We start from the raw sequence: 24,757 nt of genomic DNA, 5'->3' as shown, positions 1-24,757 counted from the left end.
TCAACGAGTGCGCGAGTCGCTCGATTGTCGACGGTACTCGCGCCGAACCCTAAAAGAAAAACGTTTGCCGCGCCGGACGCGAATTGCGTTAAAACAAAAAAGGCTTATTCGGCGAATGCACGGGGCATATCCAAAGGGCATAGATCAGAAAGGCACAAGTCGCACCCCCTCAATAGCGGATCGTGCCGCCATCGTGGCAATGCGATTGCAAGTCGTTGTCGAGAAACGAATTGTCGGCGATTGCACCCGCGCGCTCGCCAACTCGTTTCAAATGGTTCTTTGCAAAAACGGCTTTCTACAGCACGGACATGCTCGCAAGAAATCCTTGCATATACGTTTCCTCCTGAATTTGACCTCAGTCAGAATTGAACGTGTTGATGTTACACTGCAAGCCGCTGGAGCCATTCTGGCAAAGGGCTTTGGTGTTTCCAGCTCAAAGTGGTTTGAAACGCGTCCACGACTTGTCGCCGGTGTCGTGCGTGCGGCAGCCATTCACTGGACTTCTCCAACACCCTGCTGCGTTCCCGGATTCCTCAGGTACTAATACCGTGTACTCTCAAACGCAAATCGACCCGGTGATCAGCTTCCGCAACTCGCAGCGCGAGCACGTGCGTGGGACGATCATTAACCTCCAGAGAAAGTCTTTGGTCATGGAGGTCTATAACCCCTATTCCATCGTGCAGGTCAGCGAGGTGTTAAGCGAGCTGAGCGTGCGCATGGGCACCAAGAATGCCTATCTCGGCAAGGCGGTGGTGGTGAGTCTGGTGAACACCGGTCTGACCGCGGTGGTTTCGCTGGCACTCATCGACGAATGGCGCGAGCTTAGCGTTCTGCCCAATGAAGCGAAGTCGGTCGGCCGGGAAGCAGAACTCTTTATCAGCGACTGGGACGCCCGCTTCAATATCCGGCGCGACTATCAGATCGTCGTGAACGAGATGCGCGCGTTCCTGTCGGAAGTGTCGCGCTGGGTCGAGCAGGTCGACCTGACCGAGAGCTTGCCGAAGACCGAAGAAGGCAGGCTGCGCGAGGACCTGTTCTACGAGCTCGCCACGCCGATCATGCTCAAGATCAAGTTCTTCCTCGACCGCCTGGAGGAAGAGGCCGAGCGCGTCGACGCCGAGACCGCACCCGTGCATCGCACGTATGCGCAAGCGGCACTGCATCCGTTGCTGCTGCGCGCGCCATTCGTCTACCGCACGTTCACCAAGCCGCTCGGCTATGCCGGCGACTACGAGATGGTCAACCAGATCCTCAGCGATCCGCAGCAGGGACCGACCACATACTTCCAGATCGTCAATACCGCGTTCCTGCACGCGGCGGTCGCGACTGCGCACCGCAACCGCATCACGCTGCTGATCGACTTTCTGACGCGTCAGGCCGAAGCGGCGCGCGCTGCCGGCAGGCCGTTCCGCATCCTCAACGTCGGTTGCGGGCCCGCTTTCGAGATCCAGCGCTTCGTGCGCGAATATCCGCATCCGGAGCTGCTGTCCTTCGAGCTTGTCGACTTCAGCGAGGAAACGCTGGCGTTTACGAAGGACGCGATCGAAAGCTCGGCGAATGCCGCGGGCCATAAAGCCTCGGTGCAAATGGTGCATCAGTCGGTGCACGATCTGCTCAAGCGTAAAATTTCAACGGACCCCTCCGCGCGCGAATTCGACGCGGTGTACTGCGCGGGTCTGTTCGACTATCTGTCGGACAAGGTCTGCGCGCGTCTCCTGAGTTACTTCGCCGCTCGCACGCGAGCTGGCGGTCAGTTGCTGGTCACCAACGTCCATTCGGCGAATCCGGAGAAGTACGGGATGGAGCATCTGCTCGAGTGGTATCTGATTTATCGGAACGAAAGCGGCATGAGCTCGCTGCTTCCCGCCAACTCCACTGACCAGAAGCTCTACGTCGACAAGACCGGGGTGAATGTGTTCGCGGAAGCCACGATCCTCTGAAACCGTGTCGACATCCCTGTTCATGACTACCAGTCCCCTGCAGAGCGGCTATCAAACCGAGCTGGCCGACTTTCGCGTCACGTTCAGCCGGGGCGGCGCGTGCACAGCGATTGCGCTCGTGCTGCTCGGCGTGGGGCTGGATTACGCGCAGTATCCGCAGTATCAGACGTCGTTCGCGCTCGCGCGCCTGCTCGTGTCGTTGATGATCGGCGGTATCATCGCCTTGCTCGACACCAGCATGGGGCGGCGGCTTACTCCATGGCTGACGCTGTCCTGGCTGCTGCTGCCGCAGGCGATGATTTCATGGATGATCTGGCGCACCGATGGTGTTCTGTCGCCCTACTACATGGGCCTGAATCTGGCCATCTTCGCGTCCGGCATTGCGTTGCCATTCGGTCTGTGGCAAAACCTCGTGTTCGGCGTGCTGTCCTGCTTTCTGTATCTGCTGGCCTGCCTGTTGCCTCCGCATGAGGGCGTGCCGCTCGGCACGATGACCGTCAATGTTCTGCTCCTTCTGTTCGCCGCTGCCGCAAGTGCCGTCTACACGTTTTTCAACGAACGCGTGCGCTTCATGCTGTTTCGCCTGAAGGCCGAGGTGTCCGAGAAAAACGCGGAGGTCTCCGCGAAGAACGCCGAACTCGAAGTGATCAATCGGCAGTTGCTCGACATCAAGGGCCAACTGCTGCAGCAGGAAAAAATGGCGGCGATCGGTACGCTCGCGGCCGGCCTGCTGCATGAAGTGAACAATCCGGTGAACTTCTGTCTGATGGCAATCGAGGTTGCGCTGGAAGAGCCGATCGCGAAGAAGGAGCCGACGCTGCAGGAATGTCTGGTCGATGCGCGGCAGGGCATGCAGCGCATCCAGCACATCGTATCGGACCTGAAGACGTTCGCGTATCGCAAGCCCGGCGCCGAGGCGGAGCTGGGTACGCCGTTCCTGTTCGAAAAGGCGCTCGATTCGGCGATCCGGCTCGTCGGCCATGAATTGCGGGGCGTCACCGTCACGCGCGAGCTGCCCGCGGATACGCTGGTGCAGGGCGACGAGGCGGCCATCATCGGCGTGCTGATCAACCTGCTGTCGAATGCGGTGCTGGCGATGCGCAAGGCGGCCACGCCCGCGCCGGCGATTCACGTCAACGTCGGATGGACCGAAGACCGCCTGCATGTGACGGTAAAAGACAACGGGCCGGGCATCGCGCCGGAGCATCTCGCGCGCGTGTTCGAGCCATTTTTTACCACCCGCGAAGTGGGACAGGGCCTGGGCCTCGGGCTGTCGATCAGCTATGCGGTGATCGAGCGTCATGGCGGCCTGCTGTTTGCTGAGAGCGAGCAGGGAAGTTGGGCGTCATTCAGTTTCGATCTGTCGCCCGCACCCTGAGAAACACCATGAATGACATCCGACAGACACAGCCCACTCTTCTCTACGTCGATGACGAAGAGTTGGCCTGCAAATATTTCGCGCGCACCGTAGGTGCCGATTACGAGGTCCTGCTCGCGACGAGCAGCGACGAGGCGATCGCTATCCTCGAGCAGGACAACGCCCGCATCGCGGTGCTGGTCACGGACTTCCGCATGCCGGGGCGTGACGGTGGCGACCTGCTGCGCCAGGTGGCGCTGGAATATCCGCACATCGTGCGGATTCTGGTCACGGCTTATGCAGACGTCGAGATGTTATTGCAGACGGTCAACACCGGCGAGGTGTTCCGCATCCTCGAAAAGCCGCTGAAGCCGGCGGCAGTGCGCGATACGCTGCAACTGGCGTTTGATCGTTACCACGAACGCGCGATGCAGAATCAGCGCCTGATCGCCATCGACGAAACCCTGGCGTTCATCGCGCACGAACTGAACACGCCGCTCGCGGCGATCGCGTTGAACGCGCACAGCATCGAAGATCGCATCGACGCGGAGCGCGATGCGGAAGGCGAAATTCTCGGCGCCGCGAAATCGATGCGCGAGAGCGCGCAGTACTGCATGGCGGTGGTGTCGTCCTTCTGGCGCTCGGTCCACAACGGGCGGCGCCGGCAACTGGAGGGCGACGAGGCGCGCATCGAGAGTACCGCGCATGGGCTGATCTCGGCATTGCTCGATACGTATCCGTTTACGACCGCGCAGCGCGCGTGGGTGCAGGTCGACGTCGACAGCGACTTTGCCGTGCTCACGCAGCCGAATTGCGTGGCGCTCGTGCTGTCGTCGCTGTTGTCCAACGCGTTGCGCGCGCTCGCGGATGTGCCGTCGCCGTCGGTGCGCTTTACCGTGACAACGGAACCCCACCCGAGCATCGGCATCTGCGACAACGGGCCGGGAATTCCGCCCGAAATCAAAGACCGCCTGTTGACGGACCCAATTACAACGCACGCGAAATCCGGGGGGAACGGCTTGGGCCTGATTCTATGCAACCGTGTCATGCAGTCCTGTGGCGGCGGACTCAGGATCGAGTCCACGTCGGAGGGAGGCACCACCGTAGTGCTGGATTTCCCCCATATCAAAGGTCAAACGCACAGGAGCTGTTGATGAACGAAGCAAAAGCCACAGAGGAGTTGGCGCCGGCGATCATCTTCGTCGATGACGAAGCTACCGCCGTAAAGTACTTCCAGCGTGCCATCGGAAGCCTGGCGCCGGTCCTGACTGGCGGCTCGGTGGAAGAGGGCAAGGCGCTGCTCGACGAGCACGGCGACAGGGTGGGGGTGCTGGTCTCCGACCAGCGTATGCCGGGCGAGTTCGGCAACGAGCTGCTGCGCTATGCGAGCGAGCGCTTTCCGCATGTCGTGCGGATTCTGACCACCGCGTATTCGGAAATCGATCAGACCGTCGCGGCCGTCAACCTCGGTCATATCCATCGCTACATCAAGAAGCCTTGGGACATCACGGCGCTGCGCATGGAACTGAAGCAGGCGCTCGAGCTGGCCGAGCTGCGCAAGGAGCGCGACACGCTGGTGCGCGAGAAGCTGGGCGTGCTGCAAAAGCAGGTGGTCGCCACTCGCATCGGTCTGGTGCGTTCGCTGTCGGCCACGCTGATCGGGCCCGAGCGCTTTCAGCCGGTCGAGACGTATCTCGCCGCAGCGGTACTCGCCGACGTGCCGAACTCCGAGCCGGACTGGCTGCTGCAGGACTACTCCGATCTGATCGCGGCCGAGAGTGCCCGCAGCGGCGCGTTCGGTCATACGGTGGCCGCGCACCTCGCCACGCTGCGTAACCGTCACGGCAGCGCGAGCGTGACTGCGAGCGACGCACTGACGACGCTGGCCGGGGTATTTTCCGAGGCTGGCATCAATGTGCGCCGCGAAGGCGATGGTCTCGTGTGCGACCAGCCGGCCACACTCGCGGAGTTTCTCGCGGAGCCGGGCAACAACGCGGTGTCGAGCGGGCACGCGGTATGGCTGGCGAGCCTTCTGTGGCTCGACGGCAATGACGTTGCACTGCAGCCGGCACGAGAAGGCGATGCGATCGCGTTCCGGCCGGCGCAGCGCGGTAGCGAGTTCGCCGCCGATCGCCTCGCCACGTGGATCGAGCAGTTCTGATTACCTTGCTTCGAGGGCGCGGCGTCTGACGCGCCACTACTCGCACTGGCTTCGCGCTGCAACCCGCCTCGGCTAGCAGCGCGAAGCTGACAACGGCTCGCGCGAGTCGTTCGAATGTTTTTCCACGCGCGCGGACAGACAGCACGCTCTTTTCACCTCGACAAGCGTTGCCTGTCAGGCCTGACTTCTCAAGCCTGAACGCGCGGCGCGAAGCGCCGCGTCCGAATCCACTTGGTAGCCACCCACTTGTCTCCCGAACGCAGCGGCGTGCTCGCATGCAGCGAACTCGGATCGCACAGCCCAAAGCGGTTCCCATATTCGAAGTAGAGCGCGTGCCCGCGCTGCGGTGCGACCGACCAGCCAAGCTGCGGAAACACCGTCTCACCGCCGCTGTCCACATCTTTCAGATACATCAGCAGCGTGCCCATGCGCTGGCCGCTGCGCGCGATCGACTCGCGATTCGCTTCGTTGCTCGTCATCAGATAGTCGACGTGCGGCGTTGACTCCGCGCCTTCCTCATAGTGCAGCATTTGCATGCCTTCGCCGTTCTCGACCGGGGTTGCCGTGAGTTCCGCGATGCGCGCCTCGATGCGCGAGATCAACGGCGTCTCGCCCAAACGGAAAAACATCCCGTGACTGCTGCGATGACCGGCGATCACATCGCGGCCGGTCACTGGATCGACGACGGCCGACCGGTCGAGCCGCGGCTGTGCGAGCGCGATCAGCTGCTCGCATTCATCGGCACTCAGGAAATTGGCGATGTGCACGGCGGCCGGTCGTTGCAGCCGCGACAGCACGCGCACCTTGCGCTCGCCGAGTTGGATCAGCGGAGCGTCGGGCACGCGCAGCGGCTCGGGCTGGTAGCTGAGCGGCGCGCTGCCGACTTCGAGCTTGTCGCCGGGCAGCGCCATACCGTACAGGAACGCCGATGCGACCGCATCGACCATCGCCGACGCGAGCTCAGCCGCGTTGTCGCGGCTCACCAGTTCGTTGACGATCGCTTGGGGCGCGACGCCGCGCGAAAGGTTGGCGGCGATCCAGTCGCGGACTTCGGCTGGGAAATTGACGGTGATGGACATCGGGGCGAGGTTGTGGGGTGTCGTGACAGTCGCGGCGCGCGCGACGCTGGCTCGCGATCGTAGCGGACGATTGTGACGATTCTGGACGCACGGCCCGGTTGTCAGTTGGCTGTCGTCTGTTACCGCATGTTGCGATGTCCCGCCGGGCCCATAACTCTGCCCATGCGGGTGTCCGCCCCCACGTGCCGCCCGATCGATGCCCCGGACTCTTCCACCGGCCAACATGTTGCACCCCTGTAACTCAAGGCCGGCGCAAGCCGGTTACATTCACGCATGCCCGTATTCAAGCCCTCGCCCCACTTCCTTACGTTTTCATAACAACACGTCCGAAGGCGTTCGACTGATGACAACGCGCGTGAACCATGGCACTTTTGCGCAGTCCCGTCAGCGGACGAGCTTCCAACCGAGTATCAACACCAATATCCGTTCCCGGAGATCAACATGAGCGAAACCGTGTCCCCGCCGCCAAAGCGCTCCCGACGCGGGCTCATCATCTTCGCGGTTGTCGTGCTCGTGCTGGTCGCGCTCGTCGTGGTTCATCTGCTGACGCGCAAGAAGCCGGTGCGCGAGAACGCGGCGATCGTCGTCACCGTCGCGCAGGCGACGCTCGGTTCGATGCCGGTCACACTGAGCGAGCTCGGCACCGTCACGCCGATCGCAACCGTGACCGTGCTGCCGCAGCTGAGCGGCTATCTGACCGAAGTCGGCTATCACGAAGGCCAGGAGGTGCAAAAAGGCCAGTTCCTCGCGCAGATCGATCCGCGCCAGTATCAGATCAGCAAGCAGCAGGCGGAAGCGACGCTCGCGAAAGACCGCGCGTCGCTCGCGCAGGCGCGCGCCGATCTCGAGCGCTATACGCAGTTGAACGAACGCAAGTCGATCGCGCAGCAAACCTTCGCGGATCAGCAATTCCTCGTGCAGCAGGACGAAGCGGCGGTGAAGGTCGACCTCGCCAACATCGCCCAATTCGATCTCGACCTCGCCTATTGCCGCATCACCGCGCCGATCGCGGGCAAGGTCGGCTTGCGGCTCGTCGATCCGGGCAACTACGTGACCGCGTCGTCGTCGACGGGCATCGTCGTCATCACGACCGAGAAGCCGACCACGGTGCAGTTCACGGTGCCGCAGGATTCGCTCGCGTCGATCCTGCAGCGTCTGGCCACCGGCGCGAAGCTGCCGGTCATCGCGTATTCGAGCGATAACTCGCGCGAGATCGCGACCGGCACGCTGTACGCGGTCAGCAACCAGATGGCCACCGCGACCGGCACCGTCACCTTGCGCGCGACCTTCGCGAACGACGACGAAACGCTGTTCCCGAACGAGTTCGTCAACGTGAAGCTGCTCGTCGACACGATGCAGAACGCGGTGCTCGTGCCGACCGCCGCGGTACAGTCCGGCGCGCCGGGCGACTTCGTCTATCTGGTCAATCCAGACAGCACGGTGTCCGTGCACAAGGTCAAGCTCGGACCGGGCGACGGCAAGAACACGGTGATCGTGTCGGGACTCGCGGCCGGCAACCAGGTCGTGACGGACGGCATGGATCGTCTGAACGACGGCGCGAAGATCCAGCCGGCGCATCCGAAGTCCGCCGCCGCGGCGAGCGGCGCGTCCGCCAGCGGCACGTCCGCCACCGGCACGTCCGCAACCGGCCCGAAAGCGGCCGCCGCCGCGTCCAAAGCCGCGCCGGCGTCGAGCGCGGCGGCATCGCCTGCGCCGGCCGCGTCCGAAGCCGCCTCGTCGTAACGGACCCCCGCGCCGATGAACATTTCCCGCCTGTTCATTCTTCGCCCGGTCGCGACGCTGCTGCTGATGATCGCGCTCGTGCTCGTCGGTCTGATCGCGATGCGCGTGCTGCCGGTGTCGTCGCTGCCGAACGTCGACTATCCGACGATTCAGGTGCAGACCTTTTATCCGGGCGCGAGCCCGACGGTGATGGCGACCACCGTGACCGCGCCGCTCGAGGTGCAGCTCGGCGAGATTCCGGGCCTGCAGCAGATGACCTCATACAGTTCGGACGGGGCGTCGGTGATCACGCTGCAGTTCGATCTGTCGCTGAACCTCGACATCGCCGAGCAGAACGTGCAGCAGGCGATCAACGCGGCGAACAGCTATCTGCCGTCTGGCTTGCCGGCGCCGCCGACCTACGCAAAGGTCAATCCCGCCGACCAGCCCATTCTGACGCTCGCGGTCACCTCGAAGTCGATGTCGCTGACGCAACTGGAGGACGTCGCGAACAACCGCCTCGGCACGAAGATCTCGGAAGTGGCGGGCGTCGGCGTCGTGACGACGAGCGGCGGCAACGTGCCCGCGATCCGCGTCGAAGCCGACCCGCACAAGCTCGCCGCCTACGGTCTGAACATCGACGATCTGCGCACGCTGCTGAGCTATGTGAACGTGAGCCAGCCGAAGGGCAATTTCGACGGCCCCGATCTCGACTACACGATCAACGGCAATGATCAGATCACCGATCCGAAGGACTACCTCGACACCGTAATCGCCTACCAGAACGGCTCGCCCGTATTCATGCGCGATGTCGCGCGCGTGAGCCAGGCCGCCCAGGACGTCGAGCGCGGCGCCTGGTACAACGGCTCGCCCGCGATCGTGCTGAACGTGCAGCGCCAGCCGGGCGCGAACGTGATCCAGACGGTCAACCAGATCATGAAGGAGCTGCCGCAGCTCGAATCGACGCTGCCGGCCGGCATGAAAGTGACCGTGGTGTCGGACAGCACCGGCGTGATCCGCGCGTCGGTCGCGGACGCGGCGTTCGAACTGATTCTCGCGATCGTGCTGGTGGTCGCGGTGATCTTCGTGTTCCTGCGCAACGTGCCCGCCACGCTGATTCCGAGCATCTCGGTGCCGGTCTCGCTGATCGGCACGCTCGCGGTGTTGTACCAGCTCAACTACTCGATCGACAACCTGTCGCTGATGGCGTTGATCATCGCAACCGGCTTCGTGGTCGACGACTCGATCGTGATGATCGAGAACATCGTGCGCTATCTGGAAGAGGGCATGTCGCCGCTCGAAGCCGCCCTCGAAGGCGCGGGGCAGATCGGCTTCACGATTCTGTCGCTGACTATTTCGCTGATCGCGGTGCTGATTCCGCTGCTGTTCATGGGCGGCGTGATCGGGCGGCTGTTCAGCGAGTTCGCGGTGACGCTCGCGGTCACGATCGTGATTTCGGCGGTCGTGTCGCTGACGGTGGTGCCGATGCTGTGCGCGCGGATGCTGCGCGCGCAGGCCGAGCGCCATCCGAGCCGCTTCGAGCGCATCAGCGAGGGCCTGTTCGACAAGACGCTCGCCGCCTACGAGCGCGGCCTGCGCTGGGTGCTCGATCATCAGACGCTGACGCTGATGGTCGCGATCGCCACCGTGGTGCTGACCGGCATCCTGTATGTGGTGATTCCGAAGGGACTGTTTCCGGTGCAGGACGTCGGCGTGATCCAGGGCATCAGCGTCGCCGACAACTCGGTGTCGTACGCGGCGATGGTGCAGCGCCAGAGCGCGCTCGCCGACGCGGTCCTGAAGGATCCGGACGTGGTCTCGCTGACGTCGTACGTGGGCATCGACGGCACCAACGCGACGCTGAACAACGGACGCTTCCTGATCAATCTGCGCGAGCGCGACAAGCGTTCGGACACCGCCCAGGAAATCGCGCGCCGGCTCGCGCAGGAAGTCGCGCACGTGCCCGGCGTGAAGCTGTTCATGCAGCCCGAGCAGGACCTGACGCTCGACACGACCGTGTCGCCGAACCAGTACAGCTTCGTGTTGCGCGGACCGAGCCAGCAGGCGTTCCAGAAGTACGTGCCGGAACTCGTCGCGCGCCTGAAGCAGATTCCGTCGCTGTCGGACGTGCAGAGCGATCTCAATAGCGACGGCCTCAGCGTGAACGTCGAAGTGAACCGGCAACTGGCCGCGCGCTTCGGCATCACGCCCGCGACGATCGACAACGCGTTGTACGACGCGCTCGGCCAGCGCATCGTGTCGACGATCTTCGAGCAGTCGGCCCAGTACCGCGTAATTATGGTCGCGAAGCCGGAAACGATGCCGACCGTGCAGTCGATCGGCAATCTGTATCTGCCGAGCCAGACCAGCAGCACGGGTCAGGTGCCGCTTTCCGGCATTGCGAAGATCCAGATCGGGAAGGCGCCGCTCGTGATCAGCCATCTCGCGCAGTTTCCGTCGGTGACGGTGTCGTTCAATCTCGCGAAGGGCGCATCGTTGAGCACCGCGGTCAAGGAGATTCACCGGGCCGAGCAGTCGATCGACCTGCCGCCGTCGATCACGTCGTCGCTGCAAGGCGCGACCGCGGCGTTCGAGGATTCGCTCTCCAGCGAGGTCTATCTGCTGATCGCGGCGCTCGTTGCCGTGTATATCGTGCTCGGCGTGCTGTACGAGAGCTTCATCCATCCGGTCACGATCCTGTCGACACTGCCGTCGGCCGGTATCGGCGCGCTGCTCTCGCTGATGCTCGCGGGTATGGATCTCGACGTGATCGGCATCATCGGCATCGTGCTTTTGATCGGCATCGTCAAGAAGAACGCGATCATGATGGTCGACTTCGCGCTCGATGCCGAACGCAATCATGGCAAGGCGCCGCGCGATGCGATCTTCGAGGCGTCGCTGCTGCGTTTCCGGCCGATCCTGATGACGACGTTCGCCGCGATGCTCGGCGCACTGCCGATGCTGCTCGGCACCGGCACCGGTTCGGAACTGCGCCGGCCGCTCGGTCTCGCGATCATCGGCGGCCTGACGCTGAGCCAGGTGCTGACGCTGTTCACGACGCCGGTGATCTATCTGTTCTTCGACCGTATGGCCACGCGCGTGAACCGCTGGCGCGCCGAGCGCGCCAGGCGCAACGGCGGCGACGAGCCGGGCGGGCGCCCGCCGGAAGGCGGCGCGGAGGGCACGCGGTGAACATCCCGGCGATCTTCATCCGGCGGCCGGTCGCGACGACGCTGCTCGCGATCGCGATCCTGATCTCCGGCACGCTCGCGTATTTCCGCATGCCGGTCGCGCCGCTGCCGAACATCGCGTTTCCGGTGATCGTCGTGCAGGCCAACATGGCCGGCGCGAGCCCGAACATCATGGCGTCGACGGTGGCCGAGCCGCTCGAGCGGCGGCTCGCGACGATCGCCGACGTCGCGGAGCTGACCTCGATCAGCTATGTCGGCTCGTCGTTGATCATCGTCGAGTTCGGCCTGAAGCGCGACATCAACGGCGCCGCGCGTGACGTCGAGGCGGCGATCCAGGCCGCGCGCGCCGATCTGCCCACCACCTTGCGCAGCAATCCGAGCTACCGCCAGTACAACCCGGCCGACGCGCCGATCATGGTGCTGTCGCTGACCTCGGACACGCTGACCAAAGCGCAGCTCTACGACTCCGCCGATTCGGTGATCCAGCAGCAACTGTCGCAGGTGCAGGGCGTCGGCCAGATCACGCTCGGCGGCGGCGCGTTGCCGAGCGTGCGCGTCGAGTTGCAGCCGGGCAAGCTCAATAGCTACGGGATCGGCATGGAAGACGTGCGCGCGGCGATCAGTGCGGCCAATGCCGACAGCGCGAAGGGGCATATCGACGTCGGCGATCAGCGCTACGTGGTCACGTCGAACGATCAGATCACGCACGCGGCGCCGTATCGCGATCTGGTGGTCGCGTATCGCGACGGCGCGCCGGTGCTGTTGCGCGACGTCGCCCAGGTGCGCGACTCGAACGAAAACATCCGCAACGCGGGGCTCTTCAACGGCAAGTCGGCGATTCTCGTGATCGTCTATCCGATGCCGGGCAGCAATGTGGTCAGCACGGTGCAGCAGATACGCAACGTGCTGCCGGCGATCGAAGCGACGTTGCCGAGCAGCGTGCATGTCGATGTCGCCATCGATCGCTCGCAGTCGGTCACCTCGTCGGTCAGCGATACCGAGCGCACGCTGTTCATCGCGATGCTGCTGGTGGTCGGCGTCGTGTTCATCTTTCTGCAGTCGCCGCGCGCGACGCTCATACCGGCGGTCGCGTTGCCGCTGTCGATCGTCGGCACCTTCGGGCCGATGTATCTGCTCGGCTATAGCATCGACAATCTGTCGCTGATGGCGCTGACCATCGGCACCGGCTTCGTCGTCGACGACGCGGTCGTCGTGCTCGAAAACGTCGTGCGGTACATGGAGCAGGGGTTGGGTCCGAAAGAGGCCGCGCTGAAGGGCGCGGGCGAAGTCGGCTTCACGGTGATTTCGATGAGCCTGTCGCTGATCGCGGTGTTTCTGCCGATCATCCTGTTTCCGGGCATCGTCGGACTGATGTTCCATGAGTTCGCGATCACGCTGTCGATCGCGATCCTGATTTCGCTGGTGATCTCGCTGACGGTCACGCCCGCGATGTGCGCGTACGTGCTGAGCCGCGACAACGCAGGTCATTCGAAAGCGCGCTGGGCACAGTGGATCGAGCGGCAGTTCGATCGCTTCAAGGACGTCTACGCACGCACGCTGACGGCCGTGCTCGATCATTCGCTGCTGGTGATCCTGCTGCTGTTCGCGCTGCTGGTCGGCAACGTGTTCTTGCTGAAGCTGGTGCCGGCCACCTTCTTCCCCGAGCAGGACACCGGCATCGTGATCGGGCAGATCATCGCCGACCAGAGCATTTCGTTCACGGCGATGCAGAAGAAGCTCGCGCAGTTGCAGTCGATCGTGCAAAGGGATCCGGCGGTGCAGTCCGTCGCGGGCTTTACCGGCGGGCGCGCGCTCAATACCGCCAATGTGTTCATCGAGCTGAAGCCGCTGTCGCAGCGGCACGCAACGGCCACCCAGGTCGTCAACCGGCTGCGGCCGAAGCTCGACGAAGTGTCGGGCGCGCGGCTCTTTCTGCAGGCGCAGCAGGATTTGCGCATCGGCGGGCGGCAATCGGCGGCCGAGTACCAGTACACGCTGACGAGCGACGATTCCGCCGCGCTGTTTGCGTGGACGCCGAAGCTCGTCGCCGCGTTGTCGAAGGAGCGCGGGCGGCTGCTCGACGTGAACTCCGACTTGCAGCAGAACGGCCTGCAGACCTACCTGACGATCAATCGCGCGACCGCCGCGCGCTACGGCTTTGCGCCGAATCAGATCGACAACGTGCTGTACGACGCGTTCGGCCAGCGCACCGTGTCGACGATCTACAACCCGCTGAACCAGTACTTCGTCGTGATGGAGGTCGCGCCAGAGTACTGGCAGTATCCAGAGACGCTGAACCGGATCTATCTGAGCACGTCCGCCGGCAATCCGACCGGCACGGCCGCGACACGGATGCCGCGCGGCACGGTGTCGGCGACGACGACTACCGCGACCACGACCGGCACGTCGTCGAACACGAACTCGCGCAACTCGGACGCGCAGTCGAACGCGACCAACAACAGCATCGCCAACAGCAAGGGCGGCAGTTCGACCGGTAGCGCGGACAGCACGGCTGCCGAAACGATGGTGCCGCTGTCGGTGCTGACCTCGTATAGGAACAGCCATACGTCGACGCAGGTGAACCACCAGAGCGGGCTCGTCGCCGCGACGATCTCGTTCAACCTGCCGGCCGGCGGGTCGCTGAGCCAGGCGGGCGAGGCGATCAACGAAACGATCCGCGAGATCGGCATGCCCGCGAGCATCCACGGCTCGTTCGCGGGCGCGGCGGCGGCCTATTCGCAGTCGATGGGCGTGGTGCCGCTGCTGATTCTCGCGGCGCTCGGCGTCGTCTACATCGTGCTCGGCGTGCTGTACGAGAGCTCGATCCACCCGCTGACGATTCTGTCGACGCTGCCATCCGCGGGCATCGGCGCGACGCTCGCGCTGCTGATCTTCGGCACGCCGTTCTCGGTGATCGCGATGATCGGCATCATCCTGCTGATCGGTATCGTCAAGAAGAACGGCATCATGATGGTCGACGTCGCGATCCAGTTGCAGCGCCAGCAACAGATGCCCGCGCGCGACGCAATCCACGCGGCCGCGCTGATCCGTCTGCGGCCGATCATGATGACGACGTTCGCGGCCGTGCTCGGCGCGGTGCCGCTCGCGGTCGGCATGGGCCAGGGCGGCTCGCTGCGCCAGCCGCTCGGTATCACGGTGATGGGCGGGCTGATCCTGAGCCAGATGTTTACGCTCTATACGACGCCGGTGATTTATCTGTATCTCGACCGTCTGCGTGCACGGCTGGTCAGATGGTCCGCGGGGCTGCGCTGGAACCGCGACGCGAAGCCGGGACAAGCGGATACGAAGGCATGACGATGAAGATTTCGACTGAACGAATGACAGGGTCTCGCGCCGGGTTGCCGAGCATCGCGACGCTCGCCGTCGCGATGCTGGCGCTGTTCAACGCCGGCTGCGTGGTCGGCCCGGACTATCACCGGCCGCAGGTCAGCGTGCCCGCCACGTACTCGGAACTGCCGGGCTGGACCCAGGCCGAGCCGAACGCGACCGGCCCGAAGGGCACATGGTGGAGCGCGTTCAACGATCCGTTGATCGACGAACTCGAACCGCTCGTCGCGGTGTCGAACCAGACCGTGCGCGTGGACTACGCGAACTACCAGCAAGCGCTCGCCGAAGTGCGCGCCGCGCACGCGGCCCTGTTTCCGACCATCGGCGCTACCGGTTCGGCGACGCGCGAACGCGCGAGCAGCGGTTCGGTCAGTGCCTCGGGAAGCTTCGTCAATGGTACGGCGACGCGCATCGTCAATTCGGGCTCGCTGGAAGGCAACGTGAGCTGGGCGCCGGACCTGTGGGGCCAGGTGCGCCGCACCGTCGAGGAAAACGCCGCGAGTGCGCAGTCGAGCGAAGCGACGCTCGCGAATGCGACGCTCTCCGAGCAGGTCGCGCTCGCGACCGCGATCATCGAGCTGCGCACCAGCGACGCGAACATCGACCTGCTGCAGCAAACGGTCGTCGCGTATCAGCACTATCTCGACGTCGTCACCGAGCAGGATCGCGCGGGCACGATTCCGCCGAGCGACGTGATCACCGCGCGCAGCCAGTTGAATACCGCGAAGTCCGATCTGATCGCGCTCGGCGTCGCGCGCGCGCAGAACGCGCATGCGATCGCGGTGCTGGTCGGCAAGAACCCGGAAGAGCTGTCGATCACGCATAGCACCGCGATGCCGGCGCTGCCGTCGGCGCCGGTCGGCGTGCCGTCGACGCTGCTCGAACGCCGCCCCGACATCGCCGCCGCCGAGCGCAAGATGGCCGCGCAGAATGCGGCGATCGGCGTCGAGGTGGCCGCGTATTACCCGGACATCTCGCTGTCGGCCGTGGCCGGATTCACGCAGTCGCCGCTGTCCGGTCTGCTGAAGGCCGCGAACTACGTGTGGTCGCTCGGCGGCAGCGCGACCGAGACGCTGTTCGACGGCGGCCTGCGCAGCGCGGATGTCGACGCGGCGAAGGCGGCCTACGACGCGGCCGTTGCCAACTATCGCGGCACGGTGCTGGGCGCGTTCCAGAACGTCGAGGACGATCTGTCCGGCCTGCGCATTCTCGCCGAGCAGGCGCTCGTGCTCGAAACGGCGGTGCGCGACGCGGACCGTGGCGCGGAGATCGCGTTCAACGAATACCAGGCGGGCACCGTCGATTACACGACGGTCGCGATTGCGCAAGCGACGCAATTGACGACGCGGCAGACCGCGCTGAACGTGCAGGAATCGCGCTTGCTGCACGCGGCGTCGTTGTTTGGCGATCTGGGCGGCGGGTGGTCGACCGATGAGCTGCATGATCCGCGGCATCCGGCGGCGGCTCCCTCGCCTTCGGCTGCGTCTGCTTCATCGGCTACGTCTGCGGCTATCATGCCGGGCGCGCGGCAAGTGCGGCACGATCAAATCGACTAAGGACGAGCATTGGCCAAAGGCATCCACGGGCAAGACGTCAGCGACCCGGTATCGACACCCGAAGACGACGCGTCACACCACGCACCACCGCCGCGCGAATTGACCTCGCTCGGCCTCTTTCTGATCTTCGCCCGCATCGGTCTGACGAGTTTCGGCGGCGGACTGAGCGGCTGGTTCATGCGCGAGTTCGTGCACGACCGCCACTGGATGAGCGAAGACGAATTTCTCAACGGCCTCGCGTTGTCGCAGGCGCTGCCCGGTGTCAATGTGAAGAATCTGGCGATCTGGATCGGCTACCGGCTGCTCGGCTGGCGCGGTGCTGTTGCGGGATTCTGCGGCATCATCTTTCCGGCGGCCGTCGTGATCATTCTGCTCGGCGCGTTCTTCTCGGCGATCGCATCGTTTCCGCTCACGCATATCGCGCTCGCTGGCGCCGCGGCCGGCGCGATCGGACTGTCGCTGTCGATGGCGATCACCGCCGCACGCCGGCTGCCGCGTCGCGTGTTTCCGTATCTGGTGCTGCTCGCGACGTTCGCGGCTGCGGCGGTGTTTCGCGTATCGCTGGTGTGGACCGTGCTGATCGCCGGCGCGTTGAGCGTCGGCTATGAATACGTGCGCGAGGCGCGCCAGCCCTGATCGGCTTTTATCGCCGCTAGTCAAACTCCACAAAAGCTTCTGCCGTGTTCAGAACTCTTATCGCCCTGTTTTCGGTGTTCGCGCCGCTGTCGATCGTCACCGTCGGTGGCGGGCAGGGGATCATTCCCGAAGTGCAGCGCCAGGTCGTCGACGTGCATCACTGGATGACCCATGCGCAATTTCTCAGCGACTTCGCGATCGCGCGGCTCGCGCCCGGTCCTGGCTCGCTGCTCGCGACGCTGATTGGCTATCAGGTCGGCGGACTCGGTGGCGCGCTCGTCGCGACCGTCGCGCTATTTGGGCCGACTGCGTTTCTGATGTATGGCGTCGTGCACGTATGGAACCGGCACGAAGGCGCGCGCTGGCTGAATGCGTTGCAGGCCGGGTTGCGGCCGGTGGCTGCCGGGTTGATTCTCGCGGCCGTCTATGTGCTGATCAAGGAGCTCGAAGGCGGGTGGATTGCGTGGCTCACCGCGGCCATCGCGACCGTGCTCGTGATGACGACGCGTATCAATGCATTGGTGCTGATCGCGGGCGGCGCGGTTGTGTTTGTGGTGGCGCATGTTGCGGGGTTGCTGTAGCGCGCCACCGATACTTCTTCCTAGTTGTGTGTAATTCGCCTGATCGTACTGGTCACGAGATCCACGTAGAACAGGTCGCCATTCTGGCCCGCCTTCAGATCCACCGGTCCTCCCTGCAGACCCCTTGCGAAAGTCTGGGGCACATTGTTCGGAGGTTGCATGGTCCAGATGCATTGCCGCAGAAGATCACCAAAGTACAGTGCGTTTTTGAATTGAGCAGGGTAGGTTGTGCTCGTATCGTCGGTAAACCCGATCGCAGAGATGACACTGCCGTTCTGGTCCGGCCCTCCGCCGTTCCGCTTGCCGCCGCAGGTTCTTCCACGACTGTCATCGGCTGAAATGTAGCTCGTGTGAGCGTACGCATAAAACGGCGCCGTGGCACCCACGAACTTTCCGCAGTAGCCCGTATTTTGATAGTCGGGCTCGGGAGCCGCAGCGAAGTTGGCGCCAGGGCTCCATCCTTCGTAGCACGGCCAGCCGAAGTCTTGGCCGTCGACAGTGACATGATCGATTGCCTCCCAACTGTTCCAGCCCACATTGCCGATATACAGCTCGTCCGTACTACCAGGCAGGCGGGCGAACCGGAACGGATTGCGTAAGCCTTGCGCAACCAGGGCAACGCTTTGAGTTGTCGAACCCGGGTTCGTGATCCGGAGAACAGCGCCGTCGCTATATGGAGACACGCCTTGACTGCGAAATGCGCCCTGCGGCAGATTCGTGCCATCGCCGCACGCAGTATCCAACTGTCCGTAGTCCACCTGATCGAAGCTCGCGCCGTCGCCAGCGCTAACGTACAGCGTTCTGTTGTCAACTCCGAAGACTAGTCCGCCAATACTGTGAGACGTGTAGAAAAAACACCACGTTTGATTGCCTGACCCTGCGGGAGGGAGGATCTTCGTTTCGGTCGTGCCCGCTCCCGCCGTTGTCAGCAGCGAAAGCTGGCCGTGAGTCAGAACGTTTCCGCTACAGGCGCCTGTAGCTGGAGGCGTCGTGTAAAGCACGTAAATTTTGCCGTCGTTCCGAGGATCGACCGCAATCCCGAGAAGTCCCCGGTCGACATCGTTGCAGACTTCATTGCTGAGGTCGGCAATCAACGTACAGGTAGGCGTCGCCAGGTCGCAATTCCAAACCCTGCCGCCTTTTTCGGCGATGAAGACCCTGGTCTGGCTTGCGTTGAAACTGATTGCCGTCGGCTGATTGAGACAACCGCTGTATAAAATCCGCTCTGTAAATCCCTTTGGAAGCACCGGCTGCGGCCGGGTCGTGGAGACGGGCTGACATGTGACCGATTGCCCAATGGCGACGGAGGTCGGTACACCAGGGTTCCTGGGAGGATCGGCGTGCGCCGGATCGGCGAAACATGCCAACCCCAGCAGCGCTGCCAGTATGACGATCACGCGGGTCTGAGTTGCCCGCCAGAAAACACGGGGCGACACCTTATCCTCCTGTTCGCGAGTTGAATACAAAAACACCAGCAGACGTAAGACCGGAGCATTGACCGCTGTATGTGCATCGCGATTCGCGAATTGTGAATGGTTGAATGATAGGACTCACACCCGCGAATGGTGGCCAATTCTCTGCCGCCGCACGCCACCTCGCGCAAGCCGCATAACGTCCACTCACGCGTTTTCCATGTTGAACTGGCGACGCTGGAATAGGTGGCCTCGTTCAATCGTCATCCTTGGATGGCGCCGCTTGGCGAGATCCTGCCCCACATTTCTTCGCGTTAAATGCCCTAGGACATTAATTTCCTCCCCCGTTTCTGCCGCACTATGGGAGATCAAGCGAGACGACGCCGACTCCTCACGGAGCCAGCATCCACCACAACATAGGAGCAGCGGTGATCGAGCAGTGGCGCGAGGCCGTGCGCGCGGTGCACGGCGTGGAATCGAAATACAAGCGACTGGTCAAGGCGATTGCCGGCGACATCGAGAGCACGTCGCTGCCGCCGGGCGCGCGCCTGCCGCCGCAGCGCGACGTCGCCGCCGAACTCGCGATCAGCGTGCAGACCGTGACCAACGCGTACAAGGAACTGGAGCGGCAAGGCCTGATCCGCTGCGAGGTCGGGCGCGGCAGCTTCGTCGCGGCTCGCGTCACCGAAACGATGTCGAGCTACATGCTCGATACGGCCGAGCGTTCGGTGGTCGACTTTTCGATCGCGCGCATCATTCACACGTCCGAGCATGACGCGATGTGGCGCAAGGTCTGCGCGACGCTGTCGACGCTCGACGATCAGCCGTGGATTCGCGCGTTCCGGCCGATCGCGGGCTTCGAGCATCATCGCCAGGCGGGTATTGCATGGCTCGCGTCGCTCGGCATGCCGGCTTCGGCCGATACGCTGCTCGTCACGAACGGCGCCGCCCACGGCATTTTTCTCGCGCTCGCTTCGCTGGTGGGGCCGGGCGACACCGTGCTGTGCGAAAGCCTGACGGATCACGGCGTGATAGGTTCGGCCAACGTGCTCGGCTTCACGCTGAAGGGCCTCGAGATCGACGAGTACGGTATTCACCCCGAGCATTTCGAGGAGATGTGCGACAGCGAGCGCATCTCGGCGCTCGTCTGCACACCGACGCTGAACAATCCGACCGTCGCGTTGATGCCCGATTCGCGGCGTCGCGCGATTGCGAAAATCGCCGAACGCTATGGCGTATACGTGATCGAGGACGACGTGTACGGGCCGTTGCCGGCCAAACATTGCACGCCCATTTCTAGCCTGATTCCGGATCTTTCGTTCTACTGCACGAGTTTCACGAAGTCGGTGATGGCCGGCTTGCGCATCGGTTATATGACGACGCCGCGCCGGCTCGCGCTGCGCGCCGAGAGCGTGCTGCGCGTGAGCAGTTGGATGGCGACGCCGCCAATGGCCGAGATCGCCACGCGCTGGATCGTCGACGGCACGGCCGCGCGGCTCGTCGAAATTCAGCGCGAGCGGCTCGGGCGGCGTCAGTCGCAATTGCAGCAGACGCTCGGTAAATATGTCCTGGGCGCGCATCCGCAGGCGCTATCGGCGTGGCTGCGGGTGCCCGATCACTGGCGCACCGATCGGCTGGTGCGCGAACTGCGCAACCGCGACATCGCAGTCACGTCGCCCGATCCGTTTCTCGTGCGCGACGCCGACCGGCCCAACGCGGTGCGGGTTTGCGTCGGCGCCGAGGTCAGCGAAGACGCCTATAAAGCCGCGCTCGAAACGATGCGCGACGTGTTCGAACAGTACCCGCAGGTGCACGATTTCACCTGATCGCGCCGGTGCGCGAATTGCGTAACGCTGACCGAAATGAACTAGGACAATAAAAATCCTTTTCTAGAACACTAGACTAGGCTGCATGGAAAGCGATGCGGCCGCGAGTCACTGCGTTTATCTGTGATAGCCGTGCCCGCATCGAATAGCGAATCGACCTCTTTGATGCAGGGCCTGGTGCATGTCCGTTCCATCGTTAGCCAATCTTTCGTTAGCCGACATTTATCGCGCGCGCAGCCGTATCGACGCTCGCGTATGCCGTACGCCGCTCGTCGAATCGCCGAGTCTGTCGGCGCACGCGGGCACACCGGTTTATCTGAAGCTCGAAACCGTGCAGCCGACCGGCAGCTTCAAGCTGCGCGGCGCGACCAATGCGCTCGCGCAGTTGGCCGAGCAGGGCTGCACTCGCGTGGTGACCGCATCGACCGGTAATCATGGCCGCGCGCTCGCGCATGCGGCGCGCGCGCTCGGTATGGACGCGACCGTGTGTCTGTCGCGCCTCGTGCCCGCCAACAAGGTCGACGCGGTACGGGCGCTCGGCGCGCACGTGCGCATTACCGGCCAAAGTCAGGACGAGGCCGAGCACGAAGCATTGCGGCTCGCGCGCGAAGAAGGCTATGCATACGTGCCGCCATTCGACGATCCGCGCGTGATCGCCGGACAGGGCACGATCGGACTCGAAATCGTCGAGGCCTTGCCCGATGTCGCGAACATCGTCGTGCCGTTGTCGGGCGGCGGGCTGTTTGCCGGCATCGCGCTCGCGGCGAAAAGCACCAATCCCACGATTGGCTTGACAGGCGTCACGATGGCGCGCGGCGCCGCGATGCATGCGAGTCTCGCGGTCGGACGGCCGGTGCTGGTCGAGGAAGTCGACACGCTCGCCGATTCGCTCGGCGGCGGCATCGGACTCGAAAACCGCTATACGTATGCGCTGACGCGCGATCTGATCGACGAGACCGTGCTGCTCGACGAGGCGTCGATCGCGCGCGGCATCGCGCATGCGTATCGGCAGGAACGGCTCGTCGTCGAAGGCGCGGCGGCGGTGGGGATTGCCGCGGTGCTCGATCACGCGCTGCCCGCTGAACGCATCGCGCGCGGGCCGCTCGTGCTCGTCGTGACGGGCGCGAACATCGATATGAATCTGCACCGGCGGATCATCGGCAACGAAACCTCGCAAGCCGCGCCGTCACCGAACTCACACACCCCATCATGACCTCGATCACGCTCCTTGGCGAAGCCGAGCTTCGCAAACTCGTGCCGCTCGATCTCGCGGCCATCGATCAGATCGAAGCCGCCTTTGTCGCGCTCGCGACCGAGGCGGTCGCGATGCCGCCGATCCTGCGGCTCGATCTGCCCGCGCATAACGGCGAAGTCGACGTGAAGACCGCGTGGCTGCCGCGCCTCGACAGCTTCGCGATCAAGGTCAGTCCAGGCTTCTTCGACAACCCGTCGCTCGGTCTGCCGAGCCTGAATGGTCTGATGCTGGTGTTGTCGGCGAAGACCGGGCTGACCGAAGCGGTGCTGCTCGACAACGGCTATCTGACCGCGATACGCACGGCGGCCGCCGGCGCGGTCGCGGCGCGCTGGCTCGCGAAAGCGCACACGCCGCAGGTCGCGGTGATCGGCGCGGGCGAGCAGGCGCGTCTGCAACTGCGGGCCTTGATGCTGGTGCGCCGCGTCGAACACGTACGCGTCTGGGCGCGCGACGCGGCGAGCGCGCTGCGTTTCTCCGCGCAAGTGAACGACACGCCCGGCGTGCGATGCGATGTCGCGGCCAGCGTTCATGACGCGCTCGCCGAAGCGGACGTCGCGATTACCACCACGCCGAGCCGCACGCCGCTGATCGAAGCCGCCGATCTGCATCCGGGCCTGCACATCACCGCGATGGGTTCGGACGCCGAGCACAAGAACGAAATCGCGCCGGCCGTGCTGGCGGCGGCGCGCTACGTGTGCGACCGCGCGCAGCAAACGCGCGTGCTCGGCGAACTGCATCACGCGCTCGCCGCGGGCACGATGCGTGACGATGCGGCGATCGTCGAATTGGGCCAGGTGATCGCGAAACAGGCCGCGGGCCGCACGAGCGACGCCGACGTGACGATCTGCGATCTGACCGGAACCGGCGCGCAGGACACCGCTATCGCCGCGCTCGCATTGCAGCGCGCGCGTGCCGCGAAGGCGGGAACGACATTTGGCAACGACGCGCCGCCTAAATGACGCGCGATGAACGGCAATACGCCGCGCCAGCGGCTCACGAAGGAGTAGTACAGATGCGGGCATCCCCGATTCAACCGACGGTCGATTTCAATGCCGACGGCGAACAGCATGGTTTCCTGAAGCTGCCTCATTCGCACGACGTCTCCGCATGGGGCGCGGAGATGATCCCCATCACCGTGATCCGCAACGGCGAGGGACCGACCGCGCTGCTAACGGGCGGCAATCACGGTGACGAATACGAAGGGCCGATTGCGCTGTCGAAGCTCGCCGCCACGTTGAAGGCGAGTGACGTACGCGGGCGCGTGATCATCGTGCCGTTCATGAATTTTCCGGCGTTTCGCGCGGGCACGCGCACGTCGCCGATCGATCACGGCAATCTGAATCGCAGCTTTCCGGGCAAGCCGGACGGCACCGTGACCGAGAAGATCGCCGATTATTTTCAGCGCTATCTGCTGCCGCTCGCCGACTATGTGCTCGATCTGCACGCGGGTGGCCGCACGCTCGACTTCGTGCCGTTCGCCGCGATTCACGTGCTGCCCGACGCGACGCAGCAGGCGCGCTGCGAGGCAGCGATGCGCGCATTCGGCGCGCCGTACTCGATGCGAATGCTCGAACTCGACAGCGTCGGCCTTTACGACACGGCCGTCGAGGAAGCGGGCAAGGTGTTCGTGTCGACCGAACTCGGGGGCGGCGGCACGGCGACCGTGCAGAGCGTGGCGATTACGGAGCGTGGTGTGCGCGGCTTTCTACAGCATGCGGGAATCGTCAGGCAAGACGAAGCAATGGGTCACTCGAGGGCGAGCGCGCCGCGCACGACGACGCTGCTCGATATGCCCGACGGCACCTGCTACACCACGAGCGAGCACGACGGCCTGCTCGAACTGTGCAAGGACCTCGGCGACATGGTCGAGGGGGGCGAGGTGATCGCGCGGATTTACGACGCGAAGCGCACCGGCGCCGCGCCGATCGAATATCGCGCGCGACGCGGCGGCATGCTGGCCGCGCGGCATTTTCCGGGGCTCGTGCAGAGCGGCGACACGGTCGCGGTGGTCGCCGACGTGCTCGAACGAGGCATACCGGTAACGGTCTGAACGCGCGATGAAATTCGACCGCTACGATCTCGCGATTTTGCGCATTCTCGCGAGCGATGGACGCATCACGAAGTCGCGCCTCGCCGAAGAAATCAATCTGTCGATTTCGCCGGCATGGGAGCGCGTGAAGCGCCTCGAAGAAGAGGGCGTGATTCGCGGGTATCGCGCGGATATCGATTGGGTGCGCGCGTTCAAGGGCAGCCGCGTGGTGGTCGAGGTCACGCTCGCGCGTCATACGGCGCCGGACATGAGGCGTTTCGAGGAGCGCATCGCGGCCGCGCCCGAAGTCGTGCAATGCCTCGCGACGGGTGGCGGTGTCGACTATGTGATGCAGGTGCTGTCGCGCGATATCGACCACTATCAGCGCTTCATCGATACGTTGCTCACCGACGAATTGGGCATCGAAAAGTACTTCACCTATATCGTCACGAAGGTGGTGAAAAGCGGGGCCGAAGGCTTGCCCGAATGGGCGGAACAATCGATTGGCGAGAACGGCTGAGTGGCGCGCTACTTGCGATCGACTTACGACGAAAAGCCCCACCCGAAAAAACGATAACCATGTGGCGAATTGCAGAAAAAACGTAGCCTTCGAGAAGCGACAACAAAAAAAACCGCAGTGCCGCCGGACCTACAGTGATAGCAG

Annotated in this window: 18 protein-coding genes; 16 read left to right on the top strand and 2 right to left on the bottom strand. The window is 64.0% G+C overall.

The genetic code is table 11. From position 1 onward, the window contains the following. The first annotated feature begins 7 nt into the window (after window positions 1–7). The 5 genes from F6X40_RS06610 to F6X40_RS06590 are packed head-to-tail and all read left to right on the top strand — an operon-like array spanning window position 8 to window position 5,458. Window positions 8–544, top strand: coding sequence for a hypothetical protein (locus F6X40_RS06610; protein WP_187627213.1), 537 nt, complete (start codon window positions 8–10; stop codon window positions 542–544). Window positions 545–548: 4 nt separating this feature from the next. After that, window positions 549–1,940, top strand: a complete 1,392-nt coding sequence (locus F6X40_RS06605; protein ID WP_184070266.1) for a class I SAM-dependent methyltransferase — start codon at window positions 549–551, stop codon at window positions 1,938–1,940. Window positions 1,941–1,962: 22 nt separating this feature from the next. Continuing rightward, the gene (locus F6X40_RS06600) at window positions 1,963–3,318 is read left to right on the top strand and encodes a sensor histidine kinase (RefSeq protein WP_187627212.1); all 1,356 of its coding nucleotides are present in this window, start codon (window positions 1,963–1,965) and stop codon (window positions 3,316–3,318) included. An 8-nt stretch (window positions 3,319–3,326) separates the two neighbouring features. Beyond that, the gene (locus F6X40_RS06595; protein WP_187627211.1) at window positions 3,327–4,451 is read left to right on the top strand and encodes a hybrid sensor histidine kinase/response regulator; all 1,125 of its coding nucleotides are present in this window, start codon (window positions 3,327–3,329) and stop codon (window positions 4,449–4,451) included. After that, window positions 4,451–5,458, top strand: coding sequence for a response regulator (locus tag F6X40_RS06590; protein ID WP_187627210.1), 1,008 nt, complete (start codon window positions 4,451–4,453; stop codon window positions 5,456–5,458). Before F6X40_RS06595 ends, F6X40_RS06590 begins: the two co-directional genes overlap by 1 nt. Before the next feature lie 188 nt (window positions 5,459–5,646). On the opposite strand, the gene F6X40_RS06585 is transcribed toward F6X40_RS06590, so the two are convergent. Continuing rightward, window positions 5,647–6,537 carry a 2OG-Fe(II) oxygenase gene (locus F6X40_RS06585; RefSeq protein WP_187627209.1) on the bottom strand — a complete coding sequence of 297 codons (891 nt, stop codon included), beginning with the start codon at window positions 6,535–6,537 and terminating at the stop codon, window positions 5,647–5,649. A 441-nt stretch (window positions 6,538–6,978) separates the two neighbouring features. Between F6X40_RS06585 and F6X40_RS06580 the strand changes: the two genes are divergently transcribed. Genes F6X40_RS06580 through F6X40_RS06555 form a run of 6 tightly spaced genes read left to right on the top strand, consistent with a single transcriptional unit; the run spans window position 6,979 to window position 17,571 of the window. Next, on the top strand, window positions 6,979–8,280 hold the full coding sequence (locus F6X40_RS06580; protein ID WP_187627208.1) for an efflux RND transporter periplasmic adaptor subunit: 1,302 nt from the start codon (window positions 6,979–6,981) through the stop codon (window positions 8,278–8,280). A 15-nt stretch (window positions 8,281–8,295) separates the two neighbouring features. Next, window positions 8,296–11,451 (top strand): efflux RND transporter permease subunit, encoded by a 3,156-nt coding sequence (locus F6X40_RS06575; RefSeq protein ID WP_187627207.1) that lies wholly within the window; start codon window positions 8,296–8,298, stop codon window positions 11,449–11,451. Continuing rightward, entirely contained in the window at window positions 11,448–14,765 is a 3,318-nt protein-coding gene (locus tag F6X40_RS06570; protein ID WP_187627206.1) for an efflux RND transporter permease subunit, read from the top strand. The genes F6X40_RS06575 and F6X40_RS06570 overlap by 4 nt, the downstream gene beginning before the upstream one ends. Continuing rightward, on the top strand, window positions 14,762–16,354 hold the full coding sequence (locus F6X40_RS06565; RefSeq protein ID WP_187627205.1) for an efflux transporter outer membrane subunit: 1,593 nt from the start codon (window positions 14,762–14,764) through the stop codon (window positions 16,352–16,354). The genes F6X40_RS06570 and F6X40_RS06565 overlap by 4 nt, the downstream gene beginning before the upstream one ends. A gap of 9 nt (window positions 16,355–16,363) precedes the next feature. Then, window positions 16,364–16,990: a chromate transporter gene (locus F6X40_RS06560; RefSeq protein WP_187627204.1), complete on the top strand. Its 627-nt coding sequence runs from the start codon at window positions 16,364–16,366 to the stop codon at window positions 16,988–16,990. Window positions 16,991–17,034: 44 nt separating this feature from the next. Then, a complete protein-coding gene (locus tag F6X40_RS06555) occupies window positions 17,035–17,571 on the top strand; it encodes a chromate transporter (protein ID WP_187627203.1) in 537 nt (178 codons plus the stop codon). A gap of 20 nt (window positions 17,572–17,591) precedes the next feature. Here F6X40_RS06555 and F6X40_RS06550 read toward each other — a convergent pair whose 3' ends face one another. Continuing rightward, window positions 17,592–19,007, bottom strand: a complete 1,416-nt coding sequence (locus tag F6X40_RS06550) for a PQQ-dependent sugar dehydrogenase (RefSeq protein ID WP_184070246.1) — start codon at window positions 19,005–19,007, stop codon at window positions 17,592–17,594. Between the two features lie 404 nt (window positions 19,008–19,411). Between F6X40_RS06550 and F6X40_RS06545 the strand changes: the two genes are divergently transcribed. The 5 genes from F6X40_RS06545 (at window position 19,412) to F6X40_RS06525 (ending at window position 24,613) form a co-directional block, all read left to right on the top strand. Further along, window positions 19,412–20,809 carry a PLP-dependent aminotransferase family protein gene (locus F6X40_RS06545; protein ID WP_187627202.1) on the top strand — a complete coding sequence of 466 codons (1,398 nt, stop codon included), beginning with the start codon at window positions 19,412–19,414 and terminating at the stop codon, window positions 20,807–20,809. Between the two features lie 181 nt (window positions 20,810–20,990). Then, window positions 20,991–22,022 (top strand): hydroxyectoine utilization dehydratase EutB, encoded by a 1,032-nt coding sequence (gene eutB / locus F6X40_RS06540; protein WP_187627201.1) that lies wholly within the window; start codon window positions 20,991–20,993, stop codon window positions 22,020–22,022. After that, window positions 22,019–23,023, top strand: coding sequence for a cyclodeaminase (locus F6X40_RS06535; RefSeq protein WP_187627200.1), 1,005 nt, complete (start codon window positions 22,019–22,021; stop codon window positions 23,021–23,023). Before eutB ends, F6X40_RS06535 begins: the two co-directional genes overlap by 4 nt. A gap of 53 nt (window positions 23,024–23,076) precedes the next feature. Next, window positions 23,077–24,114 carry a N(2)-acetyl-L-2,4-diaminobutanoate deacetylase DoeB gene (gene doeB, locus F6X40_RS06530; RefSeq protein ID WP_187627199.1) on the top strand — a complete coding sequence of 346 codons (1,038 nt, stop codon included), beginning with the start codon at window positions 23,077–23,079 and terminating at the stop codon, window positions 24,112–24,114. A gap of 7 nt (window positions 24,115–24,121) precedes the next feature. Next, complete coding sequence (locus F6X40_RS06525) at window positions 24,122–24,613, top strand: Lrp/AsnC family transcriptional regulator (protein ID WP_187610663.1); 492 nt, start codon at window positions 24,122–24,124, stop codon at window positions 24,611–24,613. Window positions 24,614–24,757 lie beyond the last annotated feature (144 nt).

Source organism: Paraburkholderia sp. UCT31 (assembly GCF_014397655.1).
In the GTDB taxonomy this organism is placed as follows: Bacteria; Pseudomonadota; Gammaproteobacteria; order Burkholderiales; family Burkholderiaceae; genus Paraburkholderia; species Paraburkholderia tuberum.
The sequence above is the reverse complement of the archived record's forward strand: the minus strand, read 5'-3'. Positions and strand labels throughout refer to the sequence as shown.

Coding starts and splice junctions, on each gene's coding strand:
- F6X40_RS06585 (WP_187627209.1), bottom strand. CDS start 6,537: ATGTCCATCACCGTCAATTTCCCAGCCGAAGTCCGCGACTGGATCGCC.
- F6X40_RS06535 (WP_187627200.1), top strand. CDS start 22,019: ATGACCTCGATCACGCTCCTTGGCGAAGCCGAGCTTCGCAAACTCGTG.
- F6X40_RS06580 (WP_187627208.1), top strand. CDS start 6,979: ATGAGCGAAACCGTGTCCCCGCCGCCAAAGCGCTCCCGACGCGGGCTC.
- F6X40_RS06595 (WP_187627211.1), top strand. CDS start 3,327: ATGAATGACATCCGACAGACACAGCCCACTCTTCTCTACGTCGATGAC.
- F6X40_RS06565 (WP_187627205.1), top strand. CDS start 14,762: ATGACGATGAAGATTTCGACTGAACGAATGACAGGGTCTCGCGCCGGG.
- doeB (WP_187627199.1), top strand. CDS start 23,077: ATGCGGGCATCCCCGATTCAACCGACGGTCGATTTCAATGCCGACGGC.
- F6X40_RS06600 (WP_187627212.1), top strand. CDS start 1,963: ATGACTACCAGTCCCCTGCAGAGCGGCTATCAAACCGAGCTGGCCGAC.
- F6X40_RS06525 (WP_187610663.1), top strand. CDS start 24,122: ATGAAATTCGACCGCTACGATCTCGCGATTTTGCGCATTCTCGCGAGC.
- F6X40_RS06575 (WP_187627207.1), top strand. CDS start 8,296: ATGAACATTTCCCGCCTGTTCATTCTTCGCCCGGTCGCGACGCTGCTG.
- F6X40_RS06590 (WP_187627210.1), top strand. CDS start 4,451: ATGAACGAAGCAAAAGCCACAGAGGAGTTGGCGCCGGCGATCATCTTC.
- eutB (WP_187627201.1), top strand. CDS start 20,991: ATGTCCGTTCCATCGTTAGCCAATCTTTCGTTAGCCGACATTTATCGC.